The sequence below is a fragment of the Paenibacillus sp. FSL P2-0173 genome, assembly GCF_038008045.1.
Lineage (GTDB): Bacteria > Bacillota > Bacilli > Paenibacillales > Paenibacillaceae > Paenibacillus > Paenibacillus polymyxa_B.
The window spans coordinates 331,506-351,852 of record NZ_JBBOYK010000004.1; the positions used below are offsets into that span (position 1 = coordinate 331,506).

Consider the following 20,347-nt stretch of genomic DNA (forward strand, 5'->3'; position numbering starts at 1 on the left):
TACTGGGGAATTTATCGGTCCTATACGAGGTGGCTATTTTGCTGAATCAGTAGGAGGAGAGACCATTGCATAAAGAGACAGCCCGGACCCTTATTTGGTGTACCGGACTGTCTCTTTATCATGAAAGATTTATATTATTTTTTATGCATGTTCTCTTTGTGGTGTCTTTACGCGCTGATCTGCCTCTTCTTCAGTGCCCGGCGGACGGTTCCGCAGTCCGAGGACGACAAACCAGCTAATAACCGCAATAACGACCATGATAACGAACAGGGAATGCAGACTGTTTTCCAATACAGAACGAAGTAATCCGGCAACCTTGTCACTTAGACTCTGTGAAGCATGAGGTGCAAGCAGACCGTTAATATCCTCCTGCGTTACCCCTTGCTGTGTAAGCTGTCCGTCTGCTGTCTGGGCAGCAATGCGATAATTCAGCCATGAACCGAAGGCTGCAACCCCGATCGTTTGCCCCAACGTGCGCAGGAATGTATTCAAAGCTGTAGACGCGCCACGCAACTGGAACCCGACCGAGGACTGGGCAATAATCGTAAACACAGTCATCGAGAAGCCAAACCCCAGTCCATACAACAATGTAGACAGGAACAGCAGCCAGATCGGAGCCGTTTGGCCCATCAAGGTCATGACGAAAGCCCCCAAAACAATCAGGGTCAGCCCAATCAAAGAGGTTCGACGTGAGCCCAGGGTCAGCAAAATGCGTCCTCCGATCATGGAGCCAAATAGCCAGCCTACGGACATTGGAGCCAGCGCGAGACCAGATGAAGCGGCATCTCCACCGTGTACACCTTGAATCCATAGTGGAAGATAGCTAGTCAGTCCGATCAGCAGGGTGCTGACTAACAGTGCTGCGGCACAGGAAAAAGCGATATCCCGTATCCGAAATAGCTTTAGTGGCACCATCGGTTCCTGAGCGCGTTTTTCGATAACCAAAAACAGAATCAGGAACAAAATGGCTACGGCAGCCAAGGCCAACAATTCAGGAGAAGCCCAGCCGATATACTGCCCGCCCAGTGCCAATACGAGCAAGAGGGCCGTCATCCCGATGGTAAAGGTAACCGCTCCCGGCACGTCGATACGCGCAGTACGCTTGCTTACCTGTTCCCGCAAGTAACGGGCGATGAAGAACATAGCCAGCAATCCAAAGGGAACGTTAAAACCGAAAATCCACTCCCAGCCAAAATAGGTAACCACATAACCACCCAAGAGAGGCCCGATCAGGGAAGAAATCCCCCATACGGAGCTAATCATGCCTTGGACTTTGCCGCGTTCCTCCATTTTGTAGATATCACCGATGATGGTAAAAGTAACAGGAATGACACCACCCGCACCAATACCCTGAATGGCCCGGTAGATAATAAGCTGCTCCATACTACCAGCCAGCATACAAAGCAAAGAGCCAAGTACAAACAACGAACAGCCGATTAAAAATATGGGTTTTCGGCCAAACAAATCGCTAAGCTTGCCGAAAATGGGTGTGGTCACAGCCATAGTCAGCAAATATGCCGTAAAAATCCAACTGAGCAAATTCACGCTGCCCAGCTCGCTAACAATCGTCGGTCCCGCCGGACCGATAACCGTTCCTTCAATTGCGGCCAGAAAAGTGGCCAATAGAACACCTGTCAGCACGAGTCCGCGCTTCATGGGTTTATCGTTTGCCAAGCAAATCACAAATCCTTCCCTTATAAAAACTGTGTTGTATCTGTGCGCGGTTTGCCTTTCCAGATTGGATTATTACCCGCACTGCATAATCGTAAACAGGCGGCCTATATAGGCCGCCTGTTTTGTACGATGTATATATATTATTGTCTACATGTCGTTAATTTTTGTCAACTGTAATCGTATGATAAATCTCACTATTTTCCACTTTATAGAGATGACCCTCTTCCATGCACAGAACATCGCTGGCAAAGCTTTCAGCCACCTGCATATCGTGGGTGATGACCAGAAAAGCCGAACCTTCGGCAGACTGCTCTGTGCACATACGGAGCAGAATTCTCGCCCCTTCGTAATCCGTTCCTGCGGTAGGCTCATCCAGAATGTATAGCTTTTTGGGCAAGATGAACTGTGCCGCAACGCTCAACAGTCTTTTTTCGCCTCCACTTAGTAGGTACGGGGAGGCATCCAGTCTGTGCTCCAGCCTGGCGGCGGCCAGTAAGCGCTGCGCCCGTTCCACATATGCGGCGGGAACCGGCTCCCCGGTCCGTAAACCAAGCTTGGCGCGCACGCTGTATAAGCACTCCTCCCACACCGTTGCAGCTGCAAACTGGTGCTCTGGCTGCTGGAACACATAGCCGATTCCGGCAGCCAGCTGGTGAATTGGCAGCTTCGCCATATCCTGCCCCTCCCACCGCATGCACCCCTTCGGTGCTGGGAGCAGGCCCATGAGCAACTTGCCGAGCGTGGTTTTACCCGAGCCGTTCTCACCCAGCAACACGGCTCGTTCACCGGGCGCAAGAGCTAGGCTCACTCCCTTTAGCGCTGCCCGCTGGCTACCGGGATAGGTGAAGGTCAATCCCTTCACCTCCAACAATGGCTGCCCAGCGCGGTCTGCCGCTGAGCCGGGATTCACCTCCGGCTCACCCGTCATGTCTCCCCTCCCTGCGGAAGAGGGGAGCAGCCCCAAAGCGGCCAGCTGCGCAACATGTTCGCGCAGCAGCGTTTCGGGCGGACCCTGCAGCTGCACGGTCCCGCCCTTCAAGACGATGACGCGCTGCGCTGCCCGCACGCCATCGTCTATGCGGCCGGACGCGGTAACCACCGTCCGACCCGCCGCGTGGAGCCGCCGACATAACTCTACGAAGTCGCGTACAGCCGGCGGGTCCAACTGCGCAGCTGCGTCGTCGAACACGACCAGCGGCGCTTCCAACGCCAGTACCGCAGCAATCGCGGTGCGTTGGCGCTGGCCTCCCGAGAGGCGCCGCACGAAGGAGTCGCGCTCGGGAGCTAGGCCGACGGCTTCCAGCGCAGCAGCAATGCGCTGCGCTATTTCTGCCGGAGGCACGCGCAGGTTCTCCGGCCCAAAAGCAATCTCATCTTCGACGATTCCCTGCACCAGCTGGGCATCCGGGTCCTGAAGCACGACGCCAACAGTGGTGGCGACAGTAGCCAGATCAGCGATATCGGGGTCCATCCCGTACACGGTCAGCTCCCCTGTCCGTTCGCCCTCACCGGAACGGGACAATCCACCATGAAGCAGCTGACATAGCGTAGACTTTCCACTTCCACTAGCTCCGACAATGGCTACATGCTCACCCACCGCAATGTCCAGTGTCAGACCATGTAACGCTGGCTCTACCTGATCATCATACCGATAGCCAAAATTCTTCAAGGATACGGCTATTTTACGGCTAGAATTATAATCGCTATGTTCAATCATAACTGAAATATCCTCGATCCCCATTGTTGAAGATATAACCACATGCATAGCCACGGCTATGCACGTGAAGCGCGTCCCAGTTCAAACCGTTTTAACAGTCCCGTACGATTTAAGGCATCGCCCAGCACTTTCGTCAGCAGACCGCACAGGACAATGCCGCTCAGGATACGAACGACCAGTGCAATCGTCAGCACCTTCCACCCCCAATGCATATAGCCAAACATATTGGCTGCGACAATAAACCACAGCGGAACCATAGCCCCACCCACTAGCATCAGCAAAACTGCGTTCCAGCGCCGATACCGCAACAAGGCAAATACCAACTCAGCCGCAATCATATAGCAGACAGCCGCCGCGATAATAGAAGCAATTCCATAGGCGGAGCCCATAAAAGACTGCACTACCGCGCCAAATGCATAAGCAATAACCGCCGTACCCGGCTTACGAATAATATAATAGGCCAACAAGCCGTATATCATGTACAGCCCGACAATAGCGGAAGTTGCGATAGGCCCTCCCAGACTGTTTAATGTTTTGTTAATGAGCGACAAATACACGGTCATGACGCCGTTCAACGTGGCCAGCATCGCCATGAGTACGATATCCAGCGTTGTAAACTTTGCAAACATACGAGATTCCTTCATATGTATTTCTTGACTCCTCTCCCTATCTAATCTATAAGATTACAGCTCTGATCCTTGTACAAGCTGCTACTGTATAAATGTATTCATTTGCAGCCTTATTGTCAACCTAATTATATTTTACAGGTTGACAATAAGAACAAAAATAAGAGGCTTCACTTTATAAGCTCCACCATAAAACAGCCGTAGTTAATACAGCAGTCACAGCACATAAGTTGCCTACACGCCCATTGTTCAGTGTACGAAGATATGTCCGTTCTGCATAAGCGCCGAAACCTTTGCCCTCCATAGCCAGCGCCGTCTGCTGAACCCGTCTTACAGCATTCACCAACACGGCAGCCGCATACCCGCTCCACCATGATAACCGATTGCCCCACCCTCGTGGTGGTTCCTGTCCACGAACACGCCGTGCTGCCATAATTGTTCGCCCTTCTTCTTCCAATAAGGGGAGAAACGTCAGTGCCACTGAAATACCGAACGCAAACCGATAAGGAACACGCAAGCGCAGATTCAATGCCTGCACAAAATCTCGGGGATCCGTCGTCGAGAGATAGATATAAGATGCCAAAAACAACACAAAAATCCGCAACGTTAACGCCCCTGCGATATCCAGTCCCTCTGCTGTAATGACAATGGGTCCCCATGAAGCCACGGTATGTCCTTCTCGAATCGCTAGGATAGACAGTATAAAATACGGGATACCTAAACCAATCAGGAACGACATAGCCCGAAGTTGGCGTGCTAAGGTCAAACGTGCGCCCAAGCCAGCCACAGCAATCAGTACAGCCAAGAGTGCTGCTTCCCGCAGCGTCGAATCCCAAGCCATTGACAGGAGGCTAAAGCACCCCACCCATATTAGCTTACTTAACGGCCCTAGCCTGTGCAGCGGCGACGAACCGCCGTTATACTGAAACAGCATTTCGTTGTGCCTCCAGTCTGAGCCATTCTTCATGCAGTAAAGAATACATCAGCATATCCTTAAAGCCTGTAGATGTATGCTGTACCTGCCGCAACAGTCCTTCCTGTGTCCAGCCCATCGAGGACAGCAGGGCTTGCGAGCCTGTATTACGCGGGTCCACCAGCGCTTCGATCCGATTCAACCGAATCGTGTTATACCCGAATGACAGCACCAAGCGTAGCGCCTCGGTCATGTAACCCTGACGCCAATAAGGCTTGGCTATCTCATAACCAATCTCGGCTTTATAAGCTCCCTCCGTCTGCCAATAATTAAACCCACAGCTTCCAATCAACTTCCCATTCTCCTTCAGTTCTATTCCCCAGCGCAGCGCATCCTCCGTCTTCGCCAGCTCATTCAACAACTCAATCATATCCTCTGCATCCTCACGTCCTGACATACCAGAAAGGTTCATATAACGGTGAACCTCCGGGTCAGACCAGCAAGCGAACATCGTAGCCGCATCCCCGCTTTCCATCCTTCGCAGCCGAAGACGCGGACTTTCCAGCGGTGGTATATGCCCCTTACATGCATATGCACACATGTTCAATCATCCTTCCAACATTAAAATGACAATAAATATACGCTACATTTAAGCATACACCTTTAACAAACACAACCTTATTTAAAGCTGAGAAGCTTAAATATATAAATAGCCCTCCTGTTCCTAGGATTAGGAATTAGAAGGGCATCTTCTATATTATAAGAGATTAAACTGTGCGAGCTTGTCTTCCAAATCAAAATTATCGAGCCTCTAAGCCTTTAAGAAGAGACTCGGGTATTGGTGCGAGTCGGTTTCTTCACAACATCCTTGTACAGTACGCCTAGCATCGACTGAATTTCCTGTAATTCATCGATCCCTGCACCGGTAATGCTAAACATATCATCATGCGGTGTCAGAAAGTTTTCCTGCGTCAAGTTTTCAAGCTCCTGCTTGACCTCACGTTCTCCTACACGGTAACCGCGTTCTTCCAACACAGGTTGAATATCTCTTACCGTGAGATCGTTCTGATGTGCATAAGAAAGCATCTGTATACGGATAAACAAGTTCTGAACATCTGCATGCATAATTGCAACTCCTCCCTGGCCTAGGCCAACCATGTTACACTGTTTTTACCCATAGAGGATAAGCTGGAAACAGATGAGGGCAACCCTTGCTGGATTACTTTCTATACTGTTTGCCCCGCTAAAACGTATAGCTTATCCCCTTCCCAAAATGATTCTGTACAGAGGTTAGAGTACGGAGATACCAAAAGGTTACAGAGTGATTTTTCACTTGACTGAATATATACAATCGTTATATCTTAAATTAATTAACCAATGGTAAAAGCGAATTGCATAATTACCTATTTTTGACGATATATACAACAGTTAATGTAAAAATTTAATGTTAGGAGCGTGAACTCTACATGTTTCAAACCATACCTTACGAGGGCACACGTCATGAACAATTCGAATCGGTTCTCGGACAACTCCGGGCACTTATTCATGATGAATCCAATACCATTGCCAATCTGGCGAATGCTTCAGCACTACTTGGTCATTTCCTTCCAGATATTAACTGGAGCGGCTTCTATCTTTATGATGGTACTGAGCTTGTACTTGGTCCTTTCCAGGGCTTACCTGCATGTATACGGATTCCATTGGGACGTGGCGTATGCGGTACCGCAGCAGCTGAGCAACGAACACTTGTTGTAGATGATGTGCATGCGTTTCCAGGACATATCGCCTGTGACGCTGCTTCCAATAGTGAAATCGTTATTCCCCTTGTCAAGAATGGGGAACTGATTGGAGTGCTGGACATTGACAGCCCGCTAAAAGGCCGCTTTGATCACGAAGATCGTGTATTCCTAGAGGAATTTACGGCTATTCTGGTGTCTAGCTTGTAACCAAAATTGTGCATATATATGGTCTCCCTTCGCCACAATAAATGAGGGTCTGAAACCCAAAATTATGCGGCGAAGGAGATTGATGATTCATGTACAACAACATGGCTCCACAACAACAACTTCATCAATGTGAACAAATCATGCAGCAATTGGTACAACAAACACAGCAAGGAACTGCCATGTATCAGCAGTTGCTGCAACAGGAACAACAAAATGCATCCAGTCTTGAAAGCCTGGTGCAACGTGAACGAAGTGCAGCTCAAATGATCCAAACTGCAATTCAGCATCACCAGCAGGCTATGCAGCAGTACCAGCAAGTTATTCAACTGTGTAGTCAGTTGGAAAACTCCATCCGTTCCAGCAGTCAAATGACTCAGCCCGGATTTGGCGATAGCTACGCCTCACGCAGTATGCAACCATCCTCCTATAATGCAGGAAGCCACATGAATCACAGCTTCCCGCAACACATGGGGACGACTGGACAGCATTATGTAAGCGGTAGTGGCATGCAGCAGTACGGAAACAACAGCCAGCAAGGCATGAGAGCGACACAAAGCAGCATGTAAACTGCTCTACACACAAAAAGGGTGAACAGCAGGCCATCGGAATTGGCTTGTTGTTCACCTCTTTTTCAGACCTTTTACAGCCCTTCTTCCCCGCTTTGTTAATTTAATTCCCGTTCGGCTAGAACCTTCATCCCGTCTCGCAAATACTCAGCTAGTCCGGGGCGATAGCCTTCATACATTTTACTGAAATCCTCATGCTCCACATACAAGTCTCCCAGCCCGCTATAAATTTCTGCTGTAGGAGTATAGAATCGGCTTACCCATTGAAGATGACGGCGGATCAGCGCCTGTACTTCTTCACTATTATGCTTCAATCCTTTATTCATGGCTTCAGCCAGCTGCCGATGAATCTGATCAGCCTCTGCCTGTGAATCCAAATAATCCTCTTTGCTCCAGTTCTTTGTCGCCGTCTTGCTTTCCTGAATTGTTTCCTGAGCCTCTTGACCATAACGGTCTGTCAAATCACGTTCGTACATTTCCTGCTTTTCCGGGTTAAACCCTTGGTACATGTGCTCTGGTTTCATTGCTTGTTCCCCTTTCAAATGAGCCACCGTTTCGTCGATGGTCTGTAGGAGAGTATGCAAGCGGAAGACTTTGGCCTCGACCTTGGCTCGATGCTCCTGTAAAACCTCAGCTTTTTGTTCCTTGGTTTGCTCCAGCACCTTTCCAATTTCAGATAAAGGCAAATCCAGTTCCCTGTACACCATGATTTGCTGAAGCCTCAAAAGTTGTTCATGTTCGTAATAGCGATATCCATTATTTCCAATATGATGCGGTTTCAGCAATCCGATTTCATCATAATAATGCAAAGTTCGTACGCTGATTCCCGACAGATTAGATACTTCCTTTACCGTATAGGCCATTCCGCTTCACCTCCCTTGCTTGACAGTCTAGTGTCTCACGTGGCGTGAGAGTCAACACCCCCACTTGCCCACCTTGGTACTACACTTTTACCCGTTAAGCGTGTGATGAACCGTCCCTGTGACAAGGATACAATCAATTCTTTTGTTTAAAGATCGTGATCAGACGACTCATATATTCACGCATATTTACAATTAAATTCGAGTCGCCATCATGAAGACACCAGTTGTACATGACCCCACGAGCTGCAATAAATAAGTAGTCTGTCATCTCTTCGGATGTCATGCTTTGATCCAACTCTCCTGCAGCTTGTCCTCTCTCTATAATCTGTTGAAGTATATTTTGCATATCACGACCCTTAGTAATGAAAAGCTTGTTATTAGTTGTATATAACTGTTTCACCGTCTCTAAACCAATATTCTGATTATATTCCGCATAAACTTCAAAATATTGAATAATATCCTGCACAATACTTTCTGAAGGTGGTTCATTCTTAAATTTCAATTCAAAGTAGCCATCCGCCTGCGCATACATCTCCACCAAAATATCACTTTTAGTCTTGAAATGATTATAAAATGAGCCCACAGACACTCCGGCCCTCCGGCAGATATCCTCAATTTTAATTTTTTCCAGACTCTTTTCATGCATTAGCTCTAATGTACTGTTATATATATTTTTTTTAGTCTGCAGGCTTTGCAGCTTTCGTCCACTCAATTGTTGGTTTGGCATTTACCTACTCTTCCTTTCTATTCTAAACATTCCTATCCTCGATGCCTTGTCCATGTTACTTAATTATAATAAGAAATGCTGTTTTGTTTAATTGTGAAAACAATCACATAATAATGTCCACTACCGTCCTATACTGAATCCATTCAATGAATTCATTCACTGAATGTATTCATTGAAATGGTCGATTCATAATTAGGAGGCATTGTTATGAAAGAAGAGCATCGAATTTTATTTGAGCCTATGAAAATTGGAAAACTAGAAATTAAAAATCGGTTTGTCATGGCTCCCATGGGCCCTGGTGGGCTTTGTGATGCCGATGGCACCTTTAATGAGCGCGGCGTCGAATATTATGTTGAACGGGCAAAAGGCGGGACAGGACTGCTCATTACAGGTGTAACGATGGTTGAGAATGAAATTGAGAAATGTGCCCTGCCATCAATGCCCTGCCCTACTCTAAACCCCTTAAATTTTGTTAAAACGGGTAAAATGATGACGGAGCGGATTCATGCATACGGCACAAAAATATTTCTACAATTATCCGCAGGCTTTGGACGGGTAAGCATCCCTTCAATTGTAGGTAAAACGGCTGTCGCTCCCTCTCCTATCCCTCATCGCTGGCTTCCCGATGTAATCTGTCGTGAGCTAACTATCGATGAAATTCACACCTACGTCAGAAAATTTGCGGAATCTGCGGCTATTGCCAAAAAGGCAGGCTTTGACGGTATTGAAATCCATGCGGTTCATGAAGGCTATTTACTGGATCAATTTGCGATTTCTTTCTTTAACCATCGGAAAGACCAATACGGCGGAAATCTGAGAAACCGCTTAAGATTTGCCATAGAGATCGTCCAAGCCATCAAAGCCGAATGTGGACAGGATTTCCCGGTATCTCTTCGATACAGCATCAAAAGCTTTATTAAAGATTGGCGTCAGGGTGGATTGCCAGGCGAAGAGTTTCAGGAACAGGGACGGGATATTGAAGAAGGAATTGAAGCGGCCAAAATATTAGAGGAAGCTGGATATGATGCTTTTAATGGTGATGTTGGTTCGTACGATTCATGGTATTGGGCACATCCACCAATGTATCAGGAAAAAGGACTCTATCTTCCTTATAACAAAATTTTAAAAACCATTCTAAAGGTACCTGTCATTACTGCTGGCAGATTGGATAATCCAGACTTGGCCAGCAAGGCTATACGTGAAGGAAAAACCGATATGATTGCACTGGGTCGGCCATTGTTGGCTGATGCTGACATCCCCAACAAAATCAAGGCCGGGAAAATAGAAAAGATTCGTCCTTGCCTCTCCTGCCAGGAGGGCTGCATGGGTCGATTGGCATCTTTTGCAACGATTTCATGTGCCGTTAATCCGGCTTGCGGCAGAGAAAAAGACTATGCACTCGGAAAAGCAGATCAGTCCAAAAAAGTCTTGGTGATCGGTGGAGGACCCGCAGGATGTGAAGCTGCCCGTGTAGCTGCTATTCGCGGACACCACGTTACCTTATTCGATAAAAATAACCGATTGGGAGGTAATCTGATCCCGGGTGGAATTCCAGACTTCAAAGAAGACGATCATTTACTTGCGACCTGGTATGAAGGGGAGCTAAAGGATTTAAAAGTTGACGTCCAATTGAATACCGAGGTTAATCGGACTACCGTAAATGAATATGCAGCAGATGTTGTTATTTTTGCTACCGGCTCCTCTCCCAAAACCTTCTCCATTGGTACATCTACTAAGGTGTATTCCGCAGAAGAAGTTTTGCTTGGGAAAAAAGATCCCGGTGCTTCCACCGTAATTGTCGGAGGTGGGCTTGTGGGATGCGAAACTGCACTTTGGCTTGCTGATCAAGGTAAAAAAGTAACGCTGGTGGAAATGCAAGAAGATATTTTAACCGTCGGCGGCCCCCTGTGCCATGCAAATGAAGATATGCTGCGTGACCTTGTTGCATACAAGGATATCCATCTCCTGACCAACGCCAAAATTGTCGATGCCAACGATCAAGAATTCGTTCTTCAAAATAAAGATGGTGAAGAAACGATTCTAAACGCAGATTCAGCGATTCTGGCTGTAGGATATACTCCTCAGCAATCGCTTTATGAAGACATCCAAAATGAGGTTTCCGAGTCCTACTTAATCGGCGATGCCAAGCAAGTACAAAATATTATGTATGCTGTCTGGGACGCCTATGAGGTTACTAGAAATATATAGTACCCCGCTACCTCCAAAGCCGTTTACTATGTAAGCAGGCGGCTTTGGCTTTTTTACCTTTGCAGCAATTGCTTAGTTAAGAGAGGCTTTTCCCCATAACCACATGATCATAAAAAGCTATCTTTTGAATAATTTTCTCCAAATTGTGCTGCGTTTGTGCCACATGTGCTTCCACTTTCTTTTTGTGGGCTACAAGGAAATCTCTTCTCTCTTGGATTGTGGCTTCTCCTTTTACATTTAGCTCAAGGTATGCCTTAATTTCTTCAATAGTCATCCCTGTATCTTTCATAGCCATAAGGAACCTAATCCAATCGATTTGTTTTTCGGTATATACCCTTCTTCCACCTTCATCCCGACCGACATCAGGTAATATGCCTTCTTTTTCATAATAACGAAGGGTAGATGCGGGCAATCCGCTCTTGATTTGAACTTCTTTAATGGAGTACATGGTTATTCCCCTCCTCGTTCTTTTAATTTCTCTTCAAGTCAGCTTTAACGATAAGTATAAGTTTTCATAGTAAAGAGTGCAAAATTAAGATTCCGATATTCGTCTAGCAGAAAAGCTAGCCCTCTCCCTGTCCTTCTTCTCTCAATTTCCCAATACAACTCCTAACATTCTCCTCCGGATGGTTCACTTCCCAATGATCCAACAGCCCATTAACCTCCTCATCCAGAGGGTACAGCCGATAATAAAATATGGCAGCTCGTAATTGGTGATGCTCTTCGACAGGTTCATCGTCGGGCCAGTGGTACTCTTGCTTGCCATTCCCATCGGTAGTCCCTATAGCTCCATCCAGCAAGGGAGAACGGCCTTCTAACCCTTCACCACGGGCAATTGCTTTGAGAAAATCGGCATGCCTCATGGCAACATCCGGCGAACAACGGTACAAATTCTCGAAAATATCAAAGGCATCAATCGGATCGTATTCCAGATTCTCAAGGAAATGCCTTTGCAGCAGCGAAGCAACCTTCTTATTGCCCGTCAGTCCAGACAGAAAATAGAACGTGGGCATCTGTGCCTCATAACGAAAATCGTCGACATGGCTGATAATATCGTCCACAATCTGGTCGGTCTGAAGACCTTCACGTGCTAATCGAGTTAGTATTCGCACCGCCTTATACTGCGTCCAATCGTACACACCGAATAGCAGTATCCAAATCGATTGCCACTACAGCTTTCTTATTCTTCTTCCAAAACTGAAATATTCTCATATGTAATTCACAGCTCCTTATCCCGTGTTACTAACAATTTCATTGCCAACTAGAATATTCTTTATGAATATATATCGGAAATTCTTTATAATCTCCTCAACACGTTTTCTCCAACAATAAAACATATTTTGGAAATTACTTGTATACTTTTCAACAGTTTACTAAATATATGCGATTGCTTCTCTAAGCCTATTCTTTTTTATCATAACTATTTAGTATTATAAGGATATAAAAAAAGGAGGTTATCATTTGAAAAGTACAGGTATGACACGTCCCCTAGATGCGTTAGGCCGTATCGTTATCCCCAAAGAAATGCGAATTTCCATGGATTATAATGTGGGTGATCCTGTTGAGATTTTTGCAGATGAGGAAACTGGTATTCTCGCCTTTCGAAAGTATACTGGGGTGACGTGTAAAATGTGTGGTTCAACAGAACAATTAACTTATTTTAGAGACAGCTTTATTTGCGGGGAATGTATTGAAAGTTTAAAAAAGGGAATACATTTTAGCCCTATCCTAAGACCAGCCAAGTCAGCTTTATCCAACTCACAACGATCTAATAAAGAGTCCAAACGTCTGCGGCGATCGACACAACAGATGATCGAAAGTCTAAAAGAATTAATGCAAAAACACCCCAATGCAGCACAGCATGAATATGCCAAAATACTTGAGGTTTCCCAAGCCCGTATATCCCAGCTCAAAAAAATGCTCTAACTACAGCTTGATACCCTACATAGATATACACCAGAGATTTCATCATGTGCAGCTACTTTTGAACCGTGATACGCAGCATCATAGCTAACCGACAAAACGCATGAACGTCCATACGAAAATTCCACACTAGGTATAAAGAACTAGTGAATGACTTGCAAGCGAGAACGCCTATAAGCAGAAGCTGTGCTACATTTAATAATGGTTCCTGAATTAAAAAATGACCTTCTTTAATTAGAGAAGGTCATTTCATTTATTTATTCATTTTTCTATAGTAAACCACCACACACTTCTAATGTTATTTTTCAATTAATCCACTTTAACCCCAATAATGTAAAAAAAATTTTACAACTATGATTTATCACAAAAAAAGTAAAACTGTTTTTACATATGGTTGTAAATAAGGATGGGTGAATCTAATATGAACAGACCTGCTCAAATTATTTCTATTCTTATATTTTCCGTAAGTGTAAGTGTGTTTGCTGGTTGTGGAAAGCAGGAAACAACGGATACATCTACCAATGGAACAATACCAACAACCTCAGAAACGGTAGTAAAAGAAGAAACAGATCAACCAGCCGCCCTGCAAAACTTGGACGAGATCAAATGGAATGATGTTAAAGACCCTCTAATTGAGGATGCCATGATAGCAAAACTCAAAGCAGCAATAGCTGCCTTCGTGTCAAAAGATTTGGATCAATTCCATGCTGCGCTCGGTCCAGACGTTGGAACAGGTCACGATTACCTCTTCGATCATCCGGTGAAGTTTACTGGTATTGCTGAAGCTATGAAAGAAAATAATCGGATATTGATACCCATTGTAGGGGAACGGCTGAATAATGAAGAAGGATATTCACCCGATATACGATATATCTTTTATTTTGAAAAAGATAAAGATGGTGCATGGCAAATTGTTTCAATTGATTAACTAAATTCTCTAAGATGCATTTATCTCGATTTCATCCATGATGCTATAAACCAAATGCTTTTCATTCGTAAAGGTATGTTTTTAGTAGTCGCTAAAAGCACACTTTTTTGGGACAATGAATTTTTCCAAAAAAATATCTTGTAGCAACATTGCCCATTCCAACAAGTACGTTTGCACATATGATGTCACAAAATTCAATCTAAAGGAGAGATACACACCTTGTCTAAACATTCTTCTCATCGTTCGATGGGGCCGTTACAACCACATTTCGCGACCACTACTGAAGTGAGCAATTTTGTTAATTTATGGGGAATATTTACTGTGAATGGTCAACAGATCGTTGCTTTTGTAAAAAGCGTAGATCCCGCTAACAAATCAATGTTAGTGCTATATCCTAATGGTACACAATCATATATTGATGTAACTCAAATCAGTCAGGCACAAGGCCCTTATCCAAGTATGCCTTCTATTCCAGGACAAAGCAGTGGTCAGGGCGGTCATCAAGGCGGTGGATCGCCTTGGCCTCCTCACGGTCAAGGCGGTGGTCAGGGCGGTGGGTCGCAGTGGTGGCCTCAACATGGTCAAGGCGGCGGTCAGGGCGGTGGGTCGCAGTGGTGGCCTCAACATGGTCAAGGTGGCGGTCAGGGTGGTGGATCACAGTGGTGGCCTCAACATGGTCAAGGTGGTGGATCACAGTGGCCTTCCGGTGGATCTCGTAGCGCCAATCGGAAAAATCGGAAAAACTAATACCCAACCCTTATTGTAGCAATTGCCGTTTGCCATGAGAGAGTGTCGATTGGAACACATTCAATATTGGACCAAACAAAAAGGCGTCGCCTGCAAATGCACGCGATGCCTTTTGGATTAGCCACTGGCTACTTCGATTCCCCTAATTCTTAATCCTCTGCTCCTAAACATATTTCCATTAGGCTTTGCTGGCCATGTCTGCAATCTGGCGAAGCCACACTTTACGTGTATCCTCATCGGATTGGGGTACCGACTCGAAGAACAGATGATACATGACGTCAAGCCCACAGTATTCAAATATACCTTTGTCGGACGTCAAGCGAAGTGCTTGATCCATGCCATTGCTAGCATATTCCGCATGTGATTTTCCTTGCGTATTGAGGATAATAGCTTTCTTTCCCTTGAGCATTCCCATCTGCACTCCATTTACATATTTATAAGCAAATCCATAAGAGAATACACGGTCAATATACCCCTTCATAATAGCTGGCATCCCCGTCCACCAAATAGGATAAATAAAGGTGATTACCTCTGCCCATTGCAAAAATTCCTGTTCCCGTACAACATCTTCTCCGATTCCTTCAATGACCTCGCTGCTGCTAATCACAAGTTGAAAGTTGATTGCATATAGATCACGAACAACCACATCATGTCCTTTTTGCTTTAGCCCCTCGACTGCTGTGGTCAAAATTGCATGATTAAAGCTTCCCTCGGATGGATGTGCGTAAATAATAAGATGCTTCATGTTCTCTCCTCCATTTACTTTAAAATAAGTGATTGATCAATTACTTAACTACGTACTCCTTCAATCAACTGAATATGCTCAATCCATAGTTCGGAAAAGATACGTTTGAGTAAACTTTAGCGGTATCCTGCTCATGAATATCACCTCCGTTGCTTATTAATCCAGTTAGTGATTGATCAATCACTAATGATTGGCCTCAGTATAGTATATTCCTTTTTACTTTGCAAGTGCTCTTTGTTCAACTTTATATAAAAGATTGTAAAAAGATCTGATCCCAAAACAGTGTTATTATCGCTGTTCAAAGTAAATAAAGTCCCCCAGTTGGTTTTAAACAGATTGATGTCCATCATGGTGTGATATCAAGCAATCACTTAATATGACTTTATAATGTCATATTATAAGGTGTATGCTACTGAGAGAGGTGAAGCGTATGCCGTTAAGCAGACATTTTGAAATCGTTTATATATTACTCCATAAGAAAAAAGTGACTGCTGATGAATTGGCAGAGCATTTTGAGGTTTCCACACGAACGATTTATCGGGACATAGATGCCTTAAGCGCAGCTGGGATTCCCATCTACAGCAGTAGAGGCAAGGGTGGCGGAATATCATTGATGGAGGGTTATGTCTTTAACACCTCTTTACTGTCCGAGCAGGAACAAGATGATATCTTAATGGCCCTTCAGAGTGTGGCTACAGCTACCATCCCACAGGTAGAAGAAGTGCTAAACAAGTTGAGTAGGCTTTTTAAAAAAGACATGGGAAACTGGATCGAAGTAGATTTTTCGCCATGGGGAAGCCAAAACAGCCAGAGACAGCTATTCACTCTTATACGCAACGCAATAATCACAAGCCGTGTTATAAAGTTCCGCTATTATAACGTCGCCGGGGAACAGAGTTATCGTAGCGTCGAACCTGCCAAGCTCTTGTTTAAAGATAAATCCTGGTATGTGGAAGGTTACTGTTTAAATACCGAAAGTCATCGTGTATTTAAGATTAGCCGAATGAAAGAGATTGCAGTTACCGAAATTAGTTATGAGCCAAGAACAGTCGTAGCATCTACAGACACAAAGATGAACGACTTGCTTCATACCATTGAAGTAACTCTTCACATTTCTGCTCAAGGAGCTTACCGCGTATACGATGAATTTGCCGAGAAAACAATTACTCAGAAGGAAGACGGCTCTTATACCGTCACGGCACAATTTCCTGTAGGCAATTGGCTGGACAGTTATCTGCTGTCCTTTGGTCCCCTCCTTATAGAGGTTAGTCCCGAACAAGTACGTACAAGAATATTGTCTCATTTAGAAACGATGAAAAGAAATTTAAATGATCCTCTATAATATGACACCATGTAGTCATATTATCACTGCTATGATGAGTTTGAAGTTATCGCTCACAACATACTCACCATAGGAGGTTGAAGGATTAATGAATCCACATAAAACCATGCCACCGGCAGTAGAAACTTACTTTACATCAGCGAACAAATCCCAGCTTGAAGTATTTACTTCCGCTTTCGATAAAGATGCGTTGATCTTGGATAATCATCGCGAAATCAAAGGTATGGAAGCCATAAAATCATGGTGTGAAGCAGAAATATTGGAGCCGAATGTCACCTTCGAGATCGTGGATATGGATGACAGTAATAATACCATCGTCGTAATTGCGAAAGTAGACGGAGACTTTGATAAATCGAATCTTCCCGACCCACTCCTCCTTAAACATCAATTTCTAGTAAACAACAATAAAATTAAAGAACTGATTATTACACTTCCATAAAGGAATTTAAAAAATAAGAAAGGGAAAACGAATATGCCTGCTTATGTTGTTTTTATACGTGAACAGAGTACCGATCAAACTGAACTCCAACTCTATTCTCGGAGTGGAGATACCTAGAGGTATTCCTCAACCACATTGTAAAATTTAGGAGGAATTATTCGCATGAGTTTTCAATTAGAAAGCATATTAAGTGAGTTTAAAGGCAAAAGGGCCTTGGTCACAGGCGGTACCAAAGGAATGGGAGAGGCTATTGCTAAGAGACTTACGGCTGCAGGTGCTACCGTAATAACTACGGCTCGAACGACTCCAGTTAATTTAGAAAATCCAGACCTGTTTATTCCAGCCGATATTAGTACGCCTGAAGGTGTAGATCAAGTAGTAAACAGTGTTCTTGAGCGCCTAGGCGGTGTAGATATTCTTGTCAACAATGTTGGAGGCTCGTCAGCCCCATCCGGGGGAGCTCTTATCTTGACAGACGAGCATTGGCAGCAAACTTTTAACGCCAATCTGTTTGCTGCCGTCCGTTTAGACCGTGGACTGCTGCCGGCTATGGTGGAAAAGGGTTCCGGTGTTATTATTCATATTTCATCCATTCAACGTCGCTTGCCGCTATATGATGCAACATTGGCTTATGCTGCAGCCAAAGCAGCTTTAACTACTTACAGCAAAGGGTTATCCAAGCAGTTTTCACCTCAAGGCATTCGTATTAATACAGTTGCGCCAGGCTTTATCGAAACGAAGGCAGCACAAAGTTTGATTGATCGGATTGCTGAGACGACAGGTGACCGAGAAAGTGCATTAAAGCAACTGATGGACTCGTTGGGAGGAATTCCAATTGGTCGTCCAGGACTACCAGAAGAAGTCGCTGAGCTTGTTGCTTTTCTGGTATCCGACCGGGCCGCTTCAATTACAGGAAGTGAATATAATATTGACGGTGGAACAGTTCCAACGGTTTAAAACTTTATTTTCATCTGACAATCACGCAGAAGGTGCCAAAAAAGCCTATCTAATGAGCAGACATACGCAAAACGTATTATCTATGTTCATCAGATAGGCTTTTAAATAACCACTACCGTTTAATAACGATCAGCTTTGTTTCCAGCATTTCTTCCATGGCATACTTTATGCCTTCGCGTCCGGTACCACTTTGCTTCACACCACCATACGGCATATGATCAACACGGAAGCTTGGAATGTCATTGATCATCACGCCGCCAACCTCAAGCTTGTCCGCTGCATCCAACGCGGTCGTGATATTACGAGTGTAAATTCCCGCCTGCAGGCCATAGATCGAATCATTTACATGGTTTACGGCTTCATCTATAGAGCTAACAGAATGAATCAGCACAAGCGGGGCAAACACTTCACGACAGGACACCTTGGAAGTAGGGTCCACATTAAGCAAAACCGTCGGCTCCAGAATACCTCCCTTGGCTTGGCCCCCCAGAGCGATCCTTGCGCCTGCTTGAACCGCTTCTTCCAGCCATTCACGGACACGTTCGACATCCTTGGCTGAAATAAGCGCGGATACATCCGTGTCCGGCTCTAGCGGATCTCCAATTTTTAAACGTTGAGTTGCTTCTATAAATCGGGATACAAAGGTATCATACAGTTCATCGACAACGTAAATACGTTGAACTGAGATACATACCTGCCCCTGATTGGCAAAGGCTCCACTCACACAACGGTCGATGACCGCGTCTACATCCGTATCACGGTCGATAATAACGGCCGCGTTGGAACCCAGCTCCAGCGTGACCCGCTTCAAGCCAGCCTTGGAGCGAATTTCTGTACCGACCGCCGGGCTACCGGTAAAAGTGATATAGCTGACGCGTGGATCAGTGACAAGTACGTCGCCAATGGTTTTACCATCGCCGCTGATCACGTTAAGAGCGCCCGCAGGCAATCCAGCCTGCTCCAGCAGCTCCGCAATCAAGTAAGCCGACAACGGCGTCTGCTCCGCAGGCTTCAATACGACCGTATTGCCTGCTGCCAGCGCGGGACCCACTTTATGAGCAACCAGATTCATCGGGAAGTTAAATGGTGTGATAGCTCCTACTACCCCTACAGGTTCTTTGAGCGTGTAGGCCATACGACCCTCGCCGCCCGGTGCGGCATCCAGCGGAATGGTTTCCCCGTGAATCCGTTTGGCTTCTTCAGCTGCGAACTTGTAGGTTTGCACCGTCCGGTCAACCTCCGCCAGCGCAGCCTTCCATGGTTTGGATGCTTCACGTGCAATGATGCGCGCTGCATCCTCACGCCGCTCTTCCAGCAGGTCAGCCAGCTTCTCCAAAATGGCTGACCGCTGGTGCGCTGGCATGGTCCGCATCTCCGAGCGTGCATCAGAGGCCGCCTGAATAGCAGCCTTGGCATCCTCTGCTGTGGCCTCTGCCACCTCAGCAATGATTTCCCCGGAATACGGTGATTTCAACGTCGTGTACGATGAAGCTGCTTTCCATTCTCCACCGATAAATAAATGCTGCTGCATGCTTTTTCCTCCTTCTCTTGATATCAACGTTCCTTTTACCATCTATTTTACCGTCAACACCGGACAAGGTGCATGCTGAATCACCTGATGGCTCACGCTACCCAGTATCATTTCAGAAACAAGTCCTTTGCCCCGCGTTCCCATAATGATCAAATCCGTCTTTTCCTGCTTTGCACTTTCGCAAATGACACTCGCCGGATCACCGTGACCCGCCAGCATACGGTAAGAAATACCCTCGTCCTTCAAATAGTCGGATGCTGGTTCCAAGATATGACGACCTTCCTCTTCGATTCGCTCATCCACATCAACCCCAACCGGGGGCTCATTCATGGATAAAGCCGGGTTTACATGTAATACAGTCAGATGTGGATTCCCCTGAAGCTGCTTAGACAACGTTTTGGCTGTCTGCAACGCATTCATAGCATGTTCCGAACCATCAATCGCGACCAGAATATGTTTGTATTCGCTCATACTCTTTTCCTCCTCAGAAGTTCG

22 protein-coding genes are annotated in these 20,347 nt (G+C 45.6%); 9 read left to right on the forward strand and 13 right to left on the reverse strand.

All coding sequences use genetic code 11. From position 1 onward, the window contains the following. Nucleotides 1–141: 141 nt before the first annotated feature. The 6 genes from MKX30_RS21415 to MKX30_RS21440 all read right to left on the reverse strand — a co-directional run bounded on the left by MKX30_RS21415 (nucleotide 142) and on the right by MKX30_RS21440 (nucleotide 6,055). Complete coding sequence (locus tag MKX30_RS21415) at nucleotides 142–1,656, reverse strand: MDR family MFS transporter (RefSeq protein ID WP_023986965.1); 1,515 nt, start codon at nucleotides 1,654–1,656, stop codon at nucleotides 142–144. Between the two features lie 175 nt (nucleotides 1,657–1,831). After that, complete coding sequence (locus MKX30_RS21420; RefSeq protein WP_341063595.1) at nucleotides 1,832–3,391, reverse strand: ABC transporter ATP-binding protein; 1,560 nt, start codon at nucleotides 3,389–3,391, stop codon at nucleotides 1,832–1,834. Nucleotides 3,392–3,447: 56 nt separating this feature from the next. Next, nucleotides 3,448–4,035, reverse strand: a complete 588-nt coding sequence (locus tag MKX30_RS21425) for an ECF transporter S component (RefSeq protein ID WP_341063447.1) — start codon at nucleotides 4,033–4,035, stop codon at nucleotides 3,448–3,450. 157 nt (nucleotides 4,036–4,192) lie between these two features. Beyond that, nucleotides 4,193–4,951 (reverse strand): energy-coupling factor transporter transmembrane component T family protein, encoded by a 759-nt coding sequence (locus tag MKX30_RS21430; RefSeq protein ID WP_023986962.1) that lies wholly within the window; start codon nucleotides 4,949–4,951, stop codon nucleotides 4,193–4,195. Next, on the reverse strand, nucleotides 4,935–5,531 hold the full coding sequence (locus tag MKX30_RS21435) for a GNAT family N-acetyltransferase (RefSeq protein ID WP_023986961.1): 597 nt from the start codon (nucleotides 5,529–5,531) through the stop codon (nucleotides 4,935–4,937). Before MKX30_RS21435 ends, MKX30_RS21430 begins: the two co-directional genes overlap by 17 nt. A 218-nt stretch (nucleotides 5,532–5,749) precedes the next feature. Continuing rightward, a complete protein-coding gene (locus tag MKX30_RS21440) occupies nucleotides 5,750–6,055 on the reverse strand; it encodes a hypothetical protein (RefSeq protein ID WP_028541032.1) in 306 nt (101 codons plus the stop codon). 341 nt (nucleotides 6,056–6,396) lie between these two features. Between MKX30_RS21440 and MKX30_RS21445 the strand changes: the two genes are divergently transcribed. Then, nucleotides 6,397–6,876, forward strand: a complete 480-nt coding sequence (locus tag MKX30_RS21445; RefSeq protein ID WP_023986959.1) for a GAF domain-containing protein — start codon at nucleotides 6,397–6,399, stop codon at nucleotides 6,874–6,876. 89 nt (nucleotides 6,877–6,965) lie between these two features. Then, the gene (locus tag MKX30_RS21450; protein ID WP_023986958.1) at nucleotides 6,966–7,442 is read left to right on the forward strand and encodes a hypothetical protein; all 477 of its coding nucleotides are present in this window, start codon (nucleotides 6,966–6,968) and stop codon (nucleotides 7,440–7,442) included. Nucleotides 7,443–7,540: 98 nt separating this feature from the next. Here MKX30_RS21450 and MKX30_RS21455 read toward each other — a convergent pair whose 3' ends face one another. Beyond that, on the reverse strand, nucleotides 7,541–8,305 hold the full coding sequence (locus tag MKX30_RS21455) for a MerR family transcriptional regulator (protein ID WP_340959479.1): 765 nt from the start codon (nucleotides 8,303–8,305) through the stop codon (nucleotides 7,541–7,543). Between the two features lie 133 nt (nucleotides 8,306–8,438). Continuing rightward, the gene (locus tag MKX30_RS21460) at nucleotides 8,439–9,032 is read right to left on the reverse strand and encodes a TetR/AcrR family transcriptional regulator (RefSeq protein WP_069080927.1); all 594 of its coding nucleotides are present in this window, start codon (nucleotides 9,030–9,032) and stop codon (nucleotides 8,439–8,441) included. A 207-nt stretch (nucleotides 9,033–9,239) separates the two neighbouring features. Between MKX30_RS21460 and MKX30_RS21465 the strand changes: the two genes are divergently transcribed. After that, nucleotides 9,240–11,240, forward strand: coding sequence for an oxidoreductase (locus MKX30_RS21465; RefSeq protein WP_053324616.1), 2,001 nt, complete (start codon nucleotides 9,240–9,242; stop codon nucleotides 11,238–11,240). Nucleotides 11,241–11,316: 76 nt separating this feature from the next. On the opposite strand, the gene MKX30_RS21470 is transcribed toward MKX30_RS21465, so the two are convergent. Together MKX30_RS21470 and MKX30_RS21475 are read right to left on the reverse strand one after the other, a co-directional pair. Next, a complete protein-coding gene (locus MKX30_RS21470; RefSeq protein ID WP_013308707.1) occupies nucleotides 11,317–11,688 on the reverse strand; it encodes a MerR family transcriptional regulator in 372 nt (123 codons plus the stop codon). A 115-nt stretch (nucleotides 11,689–11,803) separates the two neighbouring features. Further along, entirely contained in the window at nucleotides 11,804–12,379 is a 576-nt protein-coding gene (locus tag MKX30_RS21475; protein WP_254349247.1) for a hypothetical protein, read from the reverse strand. Between the two features lie 322 nt (nucleotides 12,380–12,701). On the opposite strand from MKX30_RS21475, the gene MKX30_RS21480 reads away from it, so the two are divergent. The 3 genes from MKX30_RS21480 to MKX30_RS21490 all read left to right on the forward strand — a co-directional run bounded on the left by MKX30_RS21480 (nucleotide 12,702) and on the right by MKX30_RS21490 (nucleotide 14,838). Further along, a complete protein-coding gene (locus MKX30_RS21480; RefSeq protein WP_023986953.1) occupies nucleotides 12,702–13,166 on the forward strand; it encodes an AbrB/MazE/SpoVT family DNA-binding domain-containing protein in 465 nt (154 codons plus the stop codon). Nucleotides 13,167–13,584: 418 nt separating this feature from the next. After that, nucleotides 13,585–14,091 carry a hypothetical protein gene (locus tag MKX30_RS21485; protein WP_076160562.1) on the forward strand — a complete coding sequence of 169 codons (507 nt, stop codon included), beginning with the start codon at nucleotides 13,585–13,587 and terminating at the stop codon, nucleotides 14,089–14,091. A 219-nt stretch (nucleotides 14,092–14,310) separates the two neighbouring features. Beyond that, on the forward strand, nucleotides 14,311–14,838 hold the full coding sequence (locus MKX30_RS21490) for a hypothetical protein (RefSeq protein WP_071559321.1): 528 nt from the start codon (nucleotides 14,311–14,313) through the stop codon (nucleotides 14,836–14,838). A 178-nt stretch (nucleotides 14,839–15,016) separates the two neighbouring features. On the opposite strand, the gene MKX30_RS21495 is transcribed toward MKX30_RS21490, so the two are convergent. Then, on the reverse strand, nucleotides 15,017–15,583 hold the full coding sequence (locus MKX30_RS21495) for an NAD(P)H-dependent oxidoreductase (RefSeq protein ID WP_341063452.1): 567 nt from the start codon (nucleotides 15,581–15,583) through the stop codon (nucleotides 15,017–15,019). 430 nt (nucleotides 15,584–16,013) lie between these two features. Here MKX30_RS21495 and MKX30_RS21500 point away from each other — a divergent pair, with 430 nt between their 5' ends. The 3 genes from MKX30_RS21500 (at nucleotide 16,014) to MKX30_RS21510 (ending at nucleotide 18,321) form a co-directional block, all read left to right on the forward strand. Further along, nucleotides 16,014–16,925 (forward strand): helix-turn-helix transcriptional regulator, encoded by a 912-nt coding sequence (locus MKX30_RS21500; RefSeq protein WP_316243287.1) that lies wholly within the window; start codon nucleotides 16,014–16,016, stop codon nucleotides 16,923–16,925. An 88-nt stretch (nucleotides 16,926–17,013) separates the two neighbouring features. Then, nucleotides 17,014–17,364 carry a nuclear transport factor 2 family protein gene (locus tag MKX30_RS21505; protein WP_023986948.1) on the forward strand — a complete coding sequence of 117 codons (351 nt, stop codon included), beginning with the start codon at nucleotides 17,014–17,016 and terminating at the stop codon, nucleotides 17,362–17,364. 162 nt (nucleotides 17,365–17,526) lie between these two features. Then, nucleotides 17,527–18,321 (forward strand): SDR family oxidoreductase, encoded by a 795-nt coding sequence (locus MKX30_RS21510; RefSeq protein ID WP_023986947.1) that lies wholly within the window; start codon nucleotides 17,527–17,529, stop codon nucleotides 18,319–18,321. 112 nt (nucleotides 18,322–18,433) lie between these two features. On the opposite strand, the gene MKX30_RS21515 is transcribed toward MKX30_RS21510, so the two are convergent. Further along, on the reverse strand, nucleotides 18,434–19,852 hold the full coding sequence (locus tag MKX30_RS21515) for an aldehyde dehydrogenase family protein (protein ID WP_053324612.1): 1,419 nt from the start codon (nucleotides 19,850–19,852) through the stop codon (nucleotides 18,434–18,436). A gap of 42 nt (nucleotides 19,853–19,894) precedes the next feature. Then, nucleotides 19,895–20,323: a universal stress protein gene (locus MKX30_RS21520; protein WP_023986945.1), complete on the reverse strand. Its 429-nt coding sequence runs from the start codon at nucleotides 20,321–20,323 to the stop codon at nucleotides 19,895–19,897. Between the last annotated feature and the right edge of the window lie 24 nt (nucleotides 20,324–20,347).

Excerpts from the sequence above, each read along its gene's own strand:
- MKX30_RS21455 (WP_340959479.1), bottom strand. The coding sequence starts at position 8,305 with ATGGCCTATACGGTAAAGGAAGTATCTAATCTGTCGGGAATCAGCGTA.
- MKX30_RS21445 (WP_023986959.1), top strand. The coding sequence starts at position 6,397 with ATGTTTCAAACCATACCTTACGAGGGCACACGTCATGAACAATTCGAA.
- MKX30_RS21450 (WP_023986958.1), top strand. The coding sequence starts at position 6,966 with ATGTACAACAACATGGCTCCACAACAACAACTTCATCAATGTGAACAA.
- MKX30_RS21515 (WP_053324612.1), bottom strand. The coding sequence starts at position 19,852 with ATGCAGCAGCATTTATTTATCGGTGGAGAATGGAAAGCAGCTTCATCG.
- MKX30_RS21435 (WP_023986961.1), bottom strand. The coding sequence starts at position 5,531 with ATGTGTGCATATGCATGTAAGGGGCATATACCACCGCTGGAAAGTCCG.
- MKX30_RS21470 (WP_013308707.1), bottom strand. The coding sequence starts at position 11,688 with ATGTACTCCATTAAAGAAGTTCAAATCAAGAGCGGATTGCCCGCATCT.
- MKX30_RS21505 (WP_023986948.1), top strand. The coding sequence starts at position 17,014 with ATGAATCCACATAAAACCATGCCACCGGCAGTAGAAACTTACTTTACA.
- MKX30_RS21510 (WP_023986947.1), top strand. The coding sequence starts at position 17,527 with ATGAGTTTTCAATTAGAAAGCATATTAAGTGAGTTTAAAGGCAAAAGG.
- MKX30_RS21495 (WP_341063452.1), bottom strand. The coding sequence starts at position 15,583 with ATGAAGCATCTTATTATTTACGCACATCCATCCGAGGGAAGCTTTAAT.
- MKX30_RS21425 (WP_341063447.1), bottom strand. The coding sequence starts at position 4,035 with ATGAAGGAATCTCGTATGTTTGCAAAGTTTACAACGCTGGATATCGTA.
- MKX30_RS21415 (WP_023986965.1), bottom strand. The coding sequence starts at position 1,656 with ATGAAGCGCGGACTCGTGCTGACAGGTGTTCTATTGGCCACTTTTCTG.
- MKX30_RS21465 (WP_053324616.1), top strand. The coding sequence starts at position 9,240 with ATGAAAGAAGAGCATCGAATTTTATTTGAGCCTATGAAAATTGGAAAA.
- MKX30_RS21500 (WP_316243287.1), top strand. The coding sequence starts at position 16,014 with ATGCCGTTAAGCAGACATTTTGAAATCGTTTATATATTACTCCATAAG.
- MKX30_RS21430 (WP_023986962.1), bottom strand. The coding sequence starts at position 4,951 with ATGCTGTTTCAGTATAACGGCGGTTCGTCGCCGCTGCACAGGCTAGGG.
- MKX30_RS21440 (WP_028541032.1), bottom strand. The coding sequence starts at position 6,055 with ATGCATGCAGATGTTCAGAACTTGTTTATCCGTATACAGATGCTTTCT.
- MKX30_RS21485 (WP_076160562.1), top strand. The coding sequence starts at position 13,585 with ATGAACAGACCTGCTCAAATTATTTCTATTCTTATATTTTCCGTAAGT.
- MKX30_RS21460 (WP_069080927.1), bottom strand. The coding sequence starts at position 9,032 with ATGCCAAACCAACAATTGAGTGGACGAAAGCTGCAAAGCCTGCAGACT.
- MKX30_RS21520 (WP_023986945.1), bottom strand. The coding sequence starts at position 20,323 with ATGAGCGAATACAAACATATTCTGGTCGCGATTGATGGTTCGGAACAT.
- MKX30_RS21420 (WP_341063595.1), bottom strand. The coding sequence starts at position 3,391 with ATGATTGAACATAGCGATTATAATTCTAGCCGTAAAATAGCCGTATCC.